The 13,760-nt window shown below is 73.6% G+C and carries 8 protein-coding genes; all 8 read right to left on the minus strand.

Features of this window, described 5'->3' with window-relative positions; translation table 11 throughout:
- Positions 1–72 precede the first annotated feature (72 nt).
- On the minus strand, positions 73–1,230 hold the full coding sequence (ispG, locus tag OG553_RS08095) for a flavodoxin-dependent (E)-4-hydroxy-3-methylbut-2-enyl-diphosphate synthase (RefSeq protein WP_362470209.1): 1,158 nt from the start codon (positions 1,228–1,230) through the stop codon (positions 73–75).
- A gap of 176 nt (positions 1,231–1,406) precedes the next feature.
- Complete coding sequence (locus tag OG553_RS08100) at positions 1,407–2,708, minus strand: M50 family metallopeptidase (RefSeq protein ID WP_405978342.1); 1,302 nt, start codon at positions 2,706–2,708, stop codon at positions 1,407–1,409.
- A complete protein-coding gene (gene dxr / locus OG553_RS08105; protein ID WP_405978343.1) occupies positions 2,705–3,967 on the minus strand; it encodes a 1-deoxy-D-xylulose-5-phosphate reductoisomerase in 1,263 nt (420 codons plus the stop codon). The genes OG553_RS08100 and dxr overlap by 4 nt, the downstream gene beginning before the upstream one ends.
- A 12-nt stretch (positions 3,968–3,979) precedes the next feature.
- A complete protein-coding gene (locus OG553_RS08110; RefSeq protein WP_405978344.1) occupies positions 3,980–5,299 on the minus strand; it encodes a hypothetical protein in 1,320 nt (439 codons plus the stop codon).
- Between the two features lie 94 nt (positions 5,300–5,393).
- Positions 5,394–7,361: an acyl-CoA dehydrogenase family protein gene (locus tag OG553_RS08115; RefSeq protein ID WP_405978345.1), complete on the minus strand. Its 1,968-nt coding sequence runs from the start codon at positions 7,359–7,361 to the stop codon at positions 5,394–5,396.
- A gap of 190 nt (positions 7,362–7,551) precedes the next feature.
- Entirely contained in the window at positions 7,552–8,997 is a 1,446-nt protein-coding gene (locus tag OG553_RS08120) for an aldehyde dehydrogenase family protein (RefSeq protein WP_405978346.1), read from the minus strand.
- A 637-nt stretch (positions 8,998–9,634) separates the two neighbouring features.
- On the minus strand, positions 9,635–11,215 hold the full coding sequence (locus OG553_RS08125; RefSeq protein ID WP_405978347.1) for a PucR family transcriptional regulator: 1,581 nt from the start codon (positions 11,213–11,215) through the stop codon (positions 9,635–9,637).
- A 101-nt stretch (positions 11,216–11,316) separates the two neighbouring features.
- The gene (locus tag OG553_RS08130) at positions 11,317–13,716 is read right to left on the minus strand and encodes an ATP/GTP-binding protein (RefSeq protein ID WP_405978348.1); all 2,400 of its coding nucleotides are present in this window, start codon (positions 13,714–13,716) and stop codon (positions 11,317–11,319) included.
- Between the last annotated feature and the right edge of the window lie 44 nt (positions 13,717–13,760).

The raw sequence follows: 13,760 nt of genomic DNA on the forward strand, positions 1-13,760 counted from the left end.
AGGGCACCTGCCGGGAGGCCGGGACGGCCCCCTGACGGAACGGGACGGTCCGAAACCAGAGAGACCGAAGGATCAGACGCCGATGGCGACGCTGGGCTCGCCGGAGGCGACGCCGTCCTTCTCCATCTGCTCGGCGATCTTCAGCGCCTCTTCGATGAGGGTCTCGACGATCTTGGACTCGGGGACGGTCTTGATGACCTCGCCCTTGACGAAGATCTGGCCCTTGCCGTTGCCGGAGGCGACGCCGAGGTCGGCCTCACGGGCCTCGCCGGGGCCGTTGACGACGCAGCCCATGACGGCGACGCGCAGCGGGACGGTCATGCCGTCCAGGCCCGCGGTGACCTCCTCGGCCAGCTTGTAGACGTCGACCTGGGCGCGGCCGCAGGAGGGGCAGGAGACGATCTCCAGGCGGCGCGGCTTGAGGTTCAGCGACTCCAGGATCTGGTTGCCGACCTTGACCTCCTCGACCGGCGGCGCGGAGAGGGAGACGCGGATGGTGTCGCCGATGCCCTCGGAGAGCAGCGCGCCGAAGGCGACGGCGGACTTGATGGTGCCCTGGAACGCCGGGCCGGCCTCGGTGACGCCGAGGTGCAGCGGGTAGTCGCACTGGGCGGCGAGCTGGCGGTAGGCGTTGACCATGACGACCGGGTCGTTGTGCTTGACCGAGATCTTGATGTCGCCGAAGCCGTGCTCCTCGAAGAGGGAGGCCTCCCACAGCGCGGACTCGACGAGGGCCTCGGGGGTGGCCTTGCCGTACTTCTTCAGCAGGCGCGCGTCGAGGGAGCCGGCGTTGACGCCGATGCGGATCGGCGTGCCCGTCTCCCTGGCGGCGTACGCGATCTCCTTGACCTTGTCGTCGAACTGCTTGATGTTGCCCGGGTTGACGCGGACGGCGGCGCAGCCGGCGTCGATCGCGGCGAAGACGTACTTGGGCTGGAAGTGGATGTCGGCGATGACCGGGATCTGCGACTTCTTCGCGATGACGGCCAGCGCGTCGGCGTCGTCCTGCGTCGGGCAGGCGACGCGGACGATCTGGCAGCCGGAGGCGGTCAGCTCGGCGATCTGCTGGAGGGTGGCGCCGATGTCGGAGGTGCGTGTCGTGGTCATCGACTGCACCGAGATGGGTGCGTCGCCGCCGACGGCCACGGAACCGACCTGGATCTTGCGGCTGACCCGGCGGTCGGCAAGCTTCGTCGGCACGGACGGCATTCCGAGAGAGATGGCAGTCATCTGCTGTGCAACCCCAAGGTGTGGATCGAGGTCCCGAGATCGGCGGGCTCCAGCCTTCGAGGTTACGCCAAGCAGCGCGCGCCCCTTGCATCCGAGGGGGTCGCGCCACCCGAACGTAGGGAGCCGGGCACGTTGCGTGCCCGGCTCCGGTCGCCGTGGGGGTGGTGCCCGTACGACTAGGTGATCTTGATGGGGTTGACCACGTCCGCGACGAGCACCAGCAGGGTGAAGCAGACGAAGACGCCGGCGACCACGTACGCGGCGGGCATCAGCTTCGCCACGTCGAAGGGGCCGGGGTCGGCGCGGCGGAAGACCTTGGCCACGGCGCGGCGCAGGGACTCCCACAGGGCGCCGGCGATGTGCCCGCCGTCCAGGGGCAGCAGGGGCAGCATGTTGAACAGGAACAGCGACAGGTTGAACATGCCGAGCACGTTGAGCAGGATCGACATCTTCTGCTCGCTGGGCAGGTCCAGGGCGGCGATGTCGCCGCTCATCCGGGCCGCGCCGACGATGCCCATCGGGGAGTCGGCCTCGCGCTCGGCGCCGCTGAAGGCCGCGTTCCAGAGGGCGGGGATCTTGGCGGGGAGCTTGAGGAGGCCCTGGACACTGCTGTCGACGATCTCGCCCATGTGGTCGACGGACTCGCCGAAGGACAGGGCGGCGATCTCGCTCTTGGGGCTGAAGCCGAGCCAGCCGGCGGTGACGTACTGGCCCTTGACGTAGCCGCCGTGGCCGTCGGTCTTGGCGACCTGGTTGGCGATCAGGTCGACGGGGATGCCGAGCTGCTGCCCGTCGCGCACGACGGTGACGGTCGCGGGGCCCACGGTGTCGCGGATGCGCTTCTGGAGGGCGGACCAGTCGGCCACCTTCTTGCCGTTGAAGGCGACGATCCGGTCGTCGGCGCGCAGGCCGGCCTTCTTCGCCGGGGCGACGGGGTCGCCGTCCTTGCAGACGTCGCGCTTCTCGCTCTGCTGGATGACGCAGGGCGAAACGCTGGCGATCTGGGTGGTGGTCCGGTTGATGCCGAAGGTCATCCAGACGCCGAAGAAGATCGCGAGGGCGAGCACCAGGTTCATGAAGGGGCCCGCGAACATCACGATCACGCGCTTCCACGGCTTGCGCGTGTAGAAGAGCCGCGTCTCGTCGCCGGGCTGGAGCTCCTCGTAGGCCGCCGAGCGGGCGTCCTCGATCATCGAGCGGAACGGCGAGGTGGAGCGGGCGGTGACCTTGCCGTCCTCGCCGGGCGGGAACATCCCGATCATGCGGATGTAGCCGCCCATCGGGATGGCCTTGATGCCGTACTCGGTCTCGCCCTTCTTGCGCGACCAGATGGTCTTGCCGAAGCCGACCATGTACTGGGGCACGCGGATGCCGAAGAGCTTGGCCGTGGAGAGGTGGCCGAGCTCGTGCCAGGCGATCGAGAAGAGCAGCCCGACGACGAAGACGAGCACGCCCGTCAGGGTCAGCAGCAAGGTCATGCGCCCGCCTCCACGGCGGCCCGTGCCGCCATCTCCCGTGCCCGGGCCCTGGCCCAGGTCTCCGCTTCGAGGACGTCCGCCACCGTCAGGGAGGTTCCCGACGTGGGCGTTCCGTGCTCGTCGACCACTGCGGAGACCGTATCCATGATTCCTGTGAACGGCATCCGCCCGGCCAGGAAGGCGTCCACGCACTCCTCGTTCGCCGCGTTGAAGACGGCGGGGGCGGTGCCGCCCAGGGTGCCGACGTGCCGGGCGAGGCCGACCGAGGGGAAGGCCTCGGTGTCCAGCGGGAAGAACTCCCAGGTGGAGGCCTTGGTCCAGTCGAAGGAGCGGGAGGCGTCCGGGACCCGCTGGGGCCAGCCGAGGCCGATGGCGATGGGGCCGCGCATGTCCGGCGGGGTGGCCTGGGCGAGGGTGGAGCCGTCGGTGAACTCGACCATGGAGTGCACGTAGGACTGCGGGTGGACCACGACCTCGATGCGGTCGAAGGGGATGTCGTAGAGCAGGTGCGCCTCGATGACCTCCAGTCCCTTGTTGACCAGGGTCGCCGAGTTCACGGTGATGACCGGGCCCATGGCCCACGTGGGGTGCGCGAGGGCGTCCTCGACGGTGACCGAGGCCAGTTCGGCGCGGGTGCGGCCGCGGAAGGGGCCGCCGGACGCGGTGACCACGAGCTTGCGGACGTCGGCGCGGGTGCCGGCGGCGAGGGCCTGGAACAGGGCCGCGTGCTCGGAGTCCACGGGGATGATCTGGCCGGGCTTCGCGAGGGCCTTGACCAGCGGGCCGCCGACGATCAGCGACTCCTTGTTGGCCAGGGCCAGGGTGCGGCCCGCGCGCAGCGCCGCGAGGGTGGGGGCGAGGCCGATGGAGCCGGTGATGCCGTTCAGGACGGTGTGGCAGTCGGAGGCGGCGAGTTCGGCGGCCGCGTCGGGCCCGGCGAGGATCTCGGGCAGCGGTTCGGCGGCGCCGTACTGCTCGGCCAGCGCTTCCTTCAGGGCCGGTACGGCGTCCTCGCGGGCGACGGCCACGGTCCGGACCCGGAGCCGGCGGGCCTGCTCGGCCAGCAGGTCGACGCGCCCGCCGGCGGCGGACAGCGCGGTGACCCGGAACCGGTCCGGGTTGCGCAGGGCGAGGTCGATGGCCTGGGTGCCGATGGACCCGGTCGACCCGAGGATGACGATGTCCCGGCGGCCGGCCGCGGCGTCGAAGAGGAGGTGCGGGTCGGCGAGGGGGGCTGGACTGTCGCTCATGCCCCCCATTGTTGCCGCTCCTCAGGGACGCTTGGACACGGAGTCCCCGTCCGTGACGCGCGCCAGGAGTTCGGGGAGGGTTCCGGCGAAGTCGGGGAGCGCCCGGGCGGCGCGCCACCAGGCGCGGGGGTCGTCGCCGAGGGCCGCGTCGAAGAGCCGGTCGGCCTCTGCGCGGGCGGCGAGCACCGCGGCGGGACGGTCGTGGCGGTCGGGGTGGCCTATGTCCCCGAGCCACTGGTCCTCGTCGAGTGCCCAGCAGGCGGGGACCTTGTGCCGGATGACGTCGGCGCCGGTGAGCAGGCCCCGGTCCAGGCAGCCGCGGACCCAGCGGACGTCCTCGGCGGCGGTGTCCATCGGCACGGCCAGGCTGACCAGGGCCAGCTCGCGCTCCCACGCGCCGGCCGGGTCGGCGGGGGCCGGGTCCGGGGCGAGGTGGCGGACGGCGCGGGCGAGCGCCGGGTCGTGGCGTACGTCTCCGGGCGCGGCCGGGGTGCCCGCTGCCAGGGCGGCCGCCAGTTCGGGCAGGGTGCCGCGGAAGGCGGGGGCCCGGCGGCCCAGTTCGGCCCACAGCCTGGGGTCGTCGCCGAGCGCGGGGCGCAGGGCGCGGTGCACGGCCGACTGCATCTCGGCCTGTTCGGGCAGGCTCCAGCGCAGCCCGCGGGTGGCGGGGAGGTGGCCCAGGAGCAGGGTGCGGGCGGCCGGGGCCACGTAGGCGACGAGCTCGTCACAGGTCAGCAGGCCCATCCGGACGGCGCGGACGGCGGGCCGGAACCAGTGGCGGCCGTACGTGTCCCCCGTGCGCGCGTCGAGCAGCGCGCGGCACGCCCGCCGGGGCAGTCCGCCCGCCAGGAGCAGTGCCTCGACGGCGCCGGCCGGGAGCGGGGCGCGGGCGTGGGCGCGGAGCAGCGGTTCGGGGTCGTGGAGGTCGAGGAGGTGGGGCATGCGGAGCAGGGTGAGCGGGATCCGGGGGCGGCGGCCGTGCCGGCGCAGCAGGCGGATCAGCTCGTCGGGGGTGAGGGGGCCGGGGCCGGTCTCGGCGAGCAGTTCGGGCGAGGGCCCCGGCCGGGCGGCGTACCGCGCCGGGCCGGGCAGGCCGGGCAGCGGGCGGCCGACGACGTGCGGGTTGCGGGCGATGTAGTGCCGGTCGGCGTCGGTGCCGTGGCGCAGCAGGAGGGTGACGGCGGCGGCGGGCAGCCACTGGTCGCGGCACAGGTACTTGCGGGTGGGCGCGTCGAGCCGGTCGATCAGGTCGGCCACCACGTGGTGCGGTGCGTGGCGCAGCAGGTGCGCCACGCACCAGGCCAGCCGCCGGCAGGCCCGGTCCTCCTCGGCCGTCGCCATCGTCCTCGCCCGCCTCGTGCTCGTGCCGGTACCGGTGTTCTGCCCGTACGCCCGTACTCGTACATCCGTCCGATCTGGTGCCGATGATGGCAGGTCAGCGCAGTGGACGGTGAACGTTTTTGCGGGTGGAGGGGCCCGGGGTGGCGTCCGCGATCCACGGACCGTCGCCGGAGGGGTCGATGACCCCTTCCTCCAGCCAGGTGTAGGTGCCGCCGAGGACCCCTTGGACGACCTTGCGGTCGAGGTCGTCGGTGTTGGACCACAACCGGCCGAAGAGCTCCTCGACGCGCAGCCGGGACTGCCGGCAGAAGGCGTCGGCGAGCTGGTAGGCCTCGCGGCCGTGGTCGCCGCTCTCGCGCAGGTGCTCGGCGCGCACGCAGGCCGCGCTCATCGCGAAGAGCTCGGCGCCGATGTCGACGATCCGGCCGAGGAAGCCCTGCTTGGTCTCCATCCGGCCCTGCCAGCGGGACATGGCGTAGAAGGTCGAGCGGGCGAGTTTGCGGGCGCCGCGCTCGACGTAGCGCAGGTGGGTGGCGAGGTCGGGGTGGCCGGCCGGGTGGAACTCGCGGTAGGTGCCGGGGACCTGGCCGGGGCCGGTGGCGAGCCTGGGCAGCCAGCGGGCGTAGAAGCCGGCCGCGCGGGCTCCGGCCTTCGCCTTGTCGCCGAGGGCTTTGTCGGGGTCGATGAGGTCGCCGGCGACGGAGAGGTGGGCGTCGACGGCCTCGCGGGCGATCAGCAGGTGCATGATCTCGGTGGAGCCCTCGAAGATCCGGTTGATGCGCAGGTCGCGCAGCAGCTGCTCGGCGGGGACGGCGCGTTCGCCGCGGGCGGCGAGGGACTCGGCGGTCTCGAAGCCGCGTCCGCCGCGGATCTGGACGAGTTCGTCGGCCATCAGGCAGGCCATCTCGGAGCCGTAGAGCTTGGCGAGGGCGGCCTCGATGCGGATGTCGTTGCGGTCCTCGTCGGCCATCTGGGAGGCGAGGTCCACCACGGCTTCGAGGGCGAAGGTGGTGGCGGCGATGAAGGAGATCTTGGCGCCGACCGCCTCGTGCCGGGCGACCGGGCGGCCCCACTGCTCGCGCACCCCGGACCATTCGCGGGCGATCTTCAGGCACCACTTGCCGGCGCCGACGCACATGGCGGGCAGGGACAGCCGGCCGGTGTTCAGCGTGGTCAGCGCGATCTTGAGCCCGGCGCCCTCGGCGCCGATCCGCTGGGCGGCGGGGACCCGGACCCGGTGGAAGCGGGTGACGCCGTTCTCCAGGCCGCGCAGGCCCATGAAGGCGTTGCGGTGCTCGACGGTGATGCCGGGCGAGTCGGCCTCGACGACGAAGGCGGTGATCCCGCCCCGGTGGCCCTCCGCCCCTCCGACTGATGGACGCGGCGGCACCCTCGCCATGACCACGAGCAGGTCGGCGACCACCCCGTTGGTGGTCCAGAGCTTCACCCCGTCGAGGACGTACGTGCCGTCGTCCTCCGGGTCGGGCACGGCGCTGGTGGCCAGCCGCGCCGGGTCGGAGCCCACGTCCGGCTCTGTGAGCAGGAAGGCGCTGATCGCGGTGGTGGCGCAGCGCGGCAGGTAGGCGTCCTTCTGCTCCTTGGTGCCGAACATCTTCAGCGGCTGCGGCACGCCGATCGACTGGTGGGCGGAGAGCAGGGCGCCGATGGCCGGGCTGACGGAGCCCACGAGGGCGAGAGCCTTGTTGTAGTACACCTGGGTGAGACCGAGGCCCCCGTACTCGGTGCCGATCTTCATGCCGAGGGCGCCGAGCTCCTTGAGCCCGCGCACCGTCTCGTCGGGGATCCGGGCCTCGCGCTCGATGCGCTGCCCGTCGATCTCGCGTTCGCAGAACTCCCGCAGCCGGGCCAGGAAGGCCTCGCCGCGCCGGACGTCCTCGTCGGCGGGGGTCGGGTGGGGGTGGATCAGGTCGAGCCGGAAGCGGCCGAGGAAGAGCTCCTTGGCGAAGCTGGGTTTGCGCCAGTCCTGCTCGCGGGCCGCTTCCGCGACCTGCCGCGCCTCGCGCTCGGTCACCTTGGGCTGTACGGGCCGTGTTGCCGACATCCGGGTACTCACCTCGCCGCATCGGGGACCTACCGATCGGTGCTACCTGTCAGTCGTACCCGCTCCGGGCGCCCGGGAAAATACGGGCGCGTGCAAAAGGGGGACGCCCGGAAAAGCGTCCGGAAAAGGGGGACGGCCGGAGCCCCCGCACAGTAGGCTCCGGCCGTCGGTCTGTGACCGTACGAGTCGGTCAGATGTCGAGGCCCGTGAGGACCAGGACGCGCTCGTACGTGTAGTCGTCCATCGCGTAGCGGACGCCCTCGCGGCCCACGCCGGACTGCTTGACGCCGCCGTACGGCATCTGGTCGGCGCGGTAGGACGGCGCGTCGCCGATGATCACACCGCCGACCTCCAGCTCGCGGTGGGCGCGGAAGGCGACCTGGACGTCGCGGGTGAAGACGCCGGTCTGCAGGCCGAACTTCGAGTCGTTGACGGCGGCGAAGGCCTCGTCGGTGTTCTCGACCTTGGTGATCGTCAGGACCGGGCCGAAGACCTCCTCGGTGGCGAGCTTCACGCCGGCCGGGACCTCGGCGAGGACGGTCGGCTCGACCGTGGCGCCGTCGCGCTTGCCGCCCGTGAGCAGCTTGGCGCCGGCGGAGACGGCCTCGTCCACCCAGGACTCGACGCGCTTGGCGGCGTCCTCGGAGACCAGCGGGCCGACGTCGGTGGCGTCGTCGCCGGGGTCGCCGGTGACCTGGGCCTGGACCTTCTCGACGACCTTCTCGACGAGGCGGTCGTAGACGGAGGCGTCGGCGATCACGCGCTGCACCGAGATGCAGGACTGGCCGGCCTGGTAGTTCGAGAAGGTCGCGATACGGGTCGCGGCCCAGTCGAGGTCGGCGTCGGAGGACCAGTCGGCGAGGACCACGGCCGCGGCGTTGCCGCCGAGCTCCAGGGTGCAGTGCTTGTGGGGCACCGACTGCTGGATGGCGTAGCCGACGGTGTCGGAGCCGGTGAAGGAGATGACCGGGAGGCGGTCGTCCTTGACCAGGGCCGGCATCTTGTCGTTGGCGACCGGCAGCACGGACCAGGAACCGGCCGGCAGGTCGGTCTCGGCGAGCAGCTCGCCCAGGATCAGACCGGAGAGCGGGGTGGCCGGGGCCGGCTTCAGGATGATCGGCGCGCCGACGGCGATGGCCGGGGCCACCTTGTGGGCGCACAGGTTCAGCGGGAAGTTGAACGGCGCGATGCCGAGGACCGGACCCTTGACGAAGCGGCGGGTCAGGGCCAGGCGGCCGACGCCACCGGCGTCGGTGTCCAGGCGCTGGGCGTCTCCGCCGTTGAAGCGGCGGGCCTCTTCGGCGGCGAAACGGAACACGGACACCGCACGGCCGACCTCGCCGCGGGCCCACTTGATCGGCTTGCCGTTCTCGGCGGAGATCAGCTGGGCGATCTCCTCGGTGCGCTCGACGAGCCGCTTGGACACGTGGTCCAGGGCGGCGGCACGTACGTGCGCCGGGGTCGCGGAGAACTCCGCCGTCACGGCGTACGCCGCGGCCACGGCCTCTTCGACCTGGGCGTCGGTGGGCACGCTGACCGCGGCGACCCGTCGTCCGTCCCACGGGTTGTGGACGTCGAAGCTGTCCTCGCCGGTGGCCTGGCGGCCGGCGAGCCAGAAGGCGTGGGTGGAAGTCATGCGAATCCCGGCCCTTCGGTTTGTGCGGTGGTCCTTGTCCCCACCAAGGTAGGACGCCGCCGGGCCTTAGCGGTTTAGCCGCGTTGGAGAACCTCCGCCCGGGGCTGCGCCGCTTTGTCAGTGTCCCCTTCTTGACGCGCCGCTCGCGCGGCTCGGCGCCGGGGCGGGGCCGGGGCGCGTGGCCGGTGCGCGTGGCCGGTGCCGGTGGGTCGTCTACGGGTGGCGTTGCCGGTGGGTCGTCTGCGGGTGGCGTTGCCGGTGGGTCGTCTGCGGGTGGCGTTGCCGCTGCGCGGGGCGAGGTCCCCTACCCGCCCTTCCACCGTTCCCAGGGGCTCCGCCCCTGACCCCGATACCGGACGCTCCGCGCCCGGTGCGCTCAAACGCCGCGCGGGCTGGATTCGCGCAGCGAATATCCAGCCCCGCCGGCGTTTGAGGCACTGGGGGTCCCCCCAGCGGTAGCTGGGGGAGGGTCTGGGGGCGGAGCCCCCAGGGGGTCCGGGGCCCAGCCCCGGGGAACGGGCGAAGGGCGGGGAGGGGCAAGCCCCGCGCAGCGGCCCACCCACCCGCACCCGGCCCACCGGCACCGGCACCGGCACCGGCACCGGCACCCTCGAACGCGGAGCGGTGCGGCAGGGGCTCAGGAAGGCGCCGGGCTGGCTTTCAGGGCGAGCCACAGCTCCATGCGGACGTCCGGGTCGTCCAGGGAGCGTCCGAGGATCTCCTCGACGCGCTTCATCCGGTAGCGCAGCGTGTGGCGGTGCACCCCGAGGTCGGCGGCGGCGGCGTCCCACTGCCCGTGGCGGGAGAGCCACGCCTGGAGGGAGGCCACCAGGTCGCCGCGGCCCGTCGCGTCGTGCTCCCGCAGGGCCCTCAGGGTGCCGTCCGCGAAGGCGCGCACGGCGTCGTCGGCGAGCAGCGGCAGGACCGAGCCCGCCGCGAGGTCCTCGTGCTCGACCAGTGCCCGGCCCCGGCGCCGGGCCACGGCGAGGGCCTGGTCGGCCTGCTTGAACGCGGCGGCCACCCCCGCCGGGCCGGCCGCCGCCGACAGGCCGACCACCAGTTCGTCGGGCTCCGGCCCGGTCGCCTCCCGGCCGCGCCGGGACTCCAGGGCCTCCGCGTGGTCCGCGCACGCCTGCACCGCCGAGCCCCCGTCGGCGGCCAGCACCACCAGCCGGCCCGGCTCTGGGACCAGCAGCAGCGTCTCCCCGGCCCGGGCCGCAGCCGACTCCACCGCGTCGGCCAGCAGCGCCAGCCCCTCCGGCTGGGCGGTGCCCGGCAGCGCCGGCTCGGCCACGACGATCCGGAACGGCGCCTCCAGCAGCGCCCCGTACAGGTCCCCGGCCACGGCCCGGGCGTGCTCGGGCTCCCCCTCCAGCAGCATCCGCAGCACGGCCGCGCCCAGCCGGGACTCCGCGTCGTGCAGCGACCGGGAGCGTTCGGTGGTCAGGGTCAGCAGCGCGACGGCGGAGTGCACGGCGTACCGCTCGGCGGTGCCCAGCGGGGCCGCCGTCCCGACCGCGAGGGCGCCCCGGGGGCGGCGCCCGGTGCCGAGGGACTGGAGCTCGACCCGGTCCTCGGCGCCGCCCACCACGGCGCTCGCCGGCGCGGGCCGCTCCCGCAGCCGCTCCACGTCGGGGGTGAGCCGGGCGGCCCGGCGCGCCGCCCAGTCGGGGGCGGCGGCGACGACGGCGCCGGAGGTGTCGTACAGCGCGGCCCAGCCGTGCACGTGGGCCGCCAGCTTCGCCAGCAGGTCGGCGGGGCCGTCGGCGGAGAGCGCGGCCCGGGTCAGCTCCCGCTGCGCCTCGAAACCGGCGGTGACGGCCCGGTACTGGTCGGCGGCCAGGGCGGCGGAGACGGCCTTGCTGATGGCGAGGAACGGGGTCCGCCGGGGCACCTCCAGCAGCGGCAGGTCCTCCTCGCGGGCGGCCTGGAGAAGTGCTTCGGGGATGGCCTCGTAGTTGACGCCGACGGCGAAGCCGATGCCGACGACCCCGGCGGCGGCCAGCCTGCGCACGTAGCGGCGCATCTCCTCGGGGTCGTCCGCGTCCAGCTTCATCGCGGTGACGAGCAGCAGCTCGCCGCCCTCCATGTACGGCACGGGGTCGGCGAGCTCGCTGACGTGGGCCCAGCGCACGGGGGTGTCGAGGCGGCTCTCCCCGGCCCGGACGGTGAGCTTCAGCGCCGAGTGCTGGACGAGCGAGGCGAGGGTGAGCGGCATCGGTTTCCAGACGGGGAGGGCGGGAGGAGGGGGCCCGGCGCGGGTTTTCGCCATGTCGTATGAACGACCCCTTTCGATTCTGCCACCCCGTACGGGTCCTCTCAGCCGGATCCCGACAGCCGGAGCAGCAGCGGAGCAGCCCGTTCGCCCCGGACGGAGGTCAGCGACAGCACCGCGCAGCCTGGCGGCACGGCGTGCGCCAGCTCGGAGGCGGACCAGCGCTCGCGCTCGACCTGGCGCACGGTGACCGCGTCGGTGGTGACGGCCTTGCCGGTGACCAGCTTGCGGAAGGCGTGGATGGCCCGGGTGAGCGGCTGGTCGGCGAAGACCGTCCGGTGGGTGACGTCCCGGGTCTCGACCCATTCGGTGCCCCAGGCCTCGGCGAAGCGCTGCCCGTCCCAGGTGGTGACCCCGGAGAAGGCCATCCGGCAGCCGACCGCGCCCAGCAGCGGCGTGCGCAGGTGCTCCGGTACGTCGTCCAGGGTGCGCAGGGTCAGCAGCACGCCGGCGTTGGCCGAGCGCAGCCGCTGCACGCCCCGGACGGTCTCCGGGGTCAGGGTGTGCGAGGCGTCGTCGAGGGCGAGGAAGGCGAACAGCGAGCGGTCCGCGCGGGCCGTGGCGGCGGCGTTGAACTGGGCCAGGAGGAGCCGGGCCAGCATCCGGGAGGCGTCGGCGTGGGCGCGTTCGGGGAGGTCGACGCGGACCCGGACGGGGTGTTCGAGGGCGTGCAGGGAGAAGGGCCGCCCGCGCCGCTCGGAGCCGCCGACGACGGCCCCGACGTCGAAGAAGCCGCTGAACGCCGGCCGGTCGAGCAGGGCGGCGCGGTCGGCGAGGGCCGGGCCGGGGTCGCCGGGGGCGCCTTGCTGGCGCAGGCGTGCGTCGAGCTCGCGGAGCATGGCCTGCCGGCCGGTGCCCTCCAGTGCCTGGCGGAGCGCGGTGAGGGCGGAGGGCACCCCGTCGAGGAGCTCGCGCAGTTCGGGTACGGCGGGGAAGCGGCCGTAGGCCTCGCGGAAGGGGCCGATCAGCTGGGCGAGGGTGGTCGCGGCGCGGCGTACGTCGATGCCGGGGACGTCTCCGACGAAGGCCTCGGCGAGGAGGCCCGCGGCCTCGTCGGGGTCGGCGGTGCCGCCGTAGAGGTCGAGGTCGTGGACGGAGGCGGGGTCGCCGACGCGTACGACGATGTCGTAGGCGTCGTCGGGGCCGAGGCCGGAGCCGGCCGCGCCGACGGCGACGACGGCGGCCTGCCCGGCCAGTGCCTGGAGCGCGAGGGATTCGACGACGGGGCGCACGAGGCGGGCCGTCTTGCCGGTGCCGGAGGGGCCGACGGCCAGCAGGGAGGTGCCGAGCACCCCGGGGTCGAGGGCGAGCCCGGTGCCGCGGCGGGCGTAGGGGTTGCGTTCGCCGTCCTCGACGGTGCCGAGGAGCACCTGCCGGGTGAGCAGGTCGTGCCGGGCGGCGCGGACCGGCAGGTCGCGGTCGCCGGAGGGGTGCACGCAGGCGCCGGCGCCCTTGTCCCGTACGGCGGCGTCGAAGGCCGTCAGCCGGGTCGGGTCGGCCCGCACGGACTCCCAGGCCCGCCGGATCCGCGCGAAGTCCACGTCGTTCATCCGCCCCCGGCCGACCTCGGCCGCGAGCCTGTCGGCCACTTCCCCGAGCCCGGCGGCCCGCACCTCGGACCACTCGGCGCGGTCGGCCGCCGGGTTGCCCGACGCCTGCGGATGCGGGCGCTTCCGGTCTGCGGGGGCGTCGTCCGCCTTGGTTCGGGAGCCCGGGGCGACGCGGCGCCGGATCAGTCCGCCGACGGCGAGCCAGGCGAACGCGAGGAGGACCACCGCGTCGATCGCCGTCCTCATGTTGCCGATGAGTTCGGCATTGGCCAGCGCGTCGTCTTCGAAGGAGATGAAGGACTCCACCAGCTGCCGGACCGGCAGCTGGTGGTTGTCGATCAGCAGCAAGGTCACGTAGGCGAGCGGTACGACCGCGAGGACCGGGGCCCACGCCCCGCGCGCCACGACCAGACGGTTCCATGCCGTGGCCCAGCTCCCGAGCCGGCCGAATCCGTAGAGCAGGGCCGCGTCGAAGAGCAGTTCGTAGATGGGCTTGGCGCGCATTCCGCCCTGCCGCGCCGCGGGCTCGCCGTTCGCGGTCCACCAGCTGTCCGGTGTGAACAACTTCAGCGGCACGTCCCAGAAGGGGATGTAGGAGTTGCGCATGAGCGACCAGACGAGCACGCAGGCCAGGGCGGAGATGGCTGCTCCGACGGCGAGGGACCGGTCGGCCGTCCGCGCCGGCTCCGTCTCGGGACGCGGGCTGTAGCCGTAACGCCACACCCCCGGATCGGCGGCAGGCCGGGCCGTGTGGAGCCAGTCCGTGAAGGGGGTGGCGGCGGCCGGGGCGTGCCGGGGTTTCGGCGGGGTGCCGAGGGGTGGCGGCGGGGCCGCCGGCCGGGGGACGTGACCCCCTCGGGTCGACTGTCCGTCGTGCGTGCCCTCGGTGTTCATGAAACCCCTGCCCCCTGCCCGTTCCAACGCGCCGCGGCGCTCAA

The organism is Streptomyces sp. NBC_00158 (genome assembly GCF_045160885.1).
Lineage (GTDB): Bacteria > Actinomycetota > Actinomycetes > Streptomycetales > Streptomycetaceae > Streptomyces.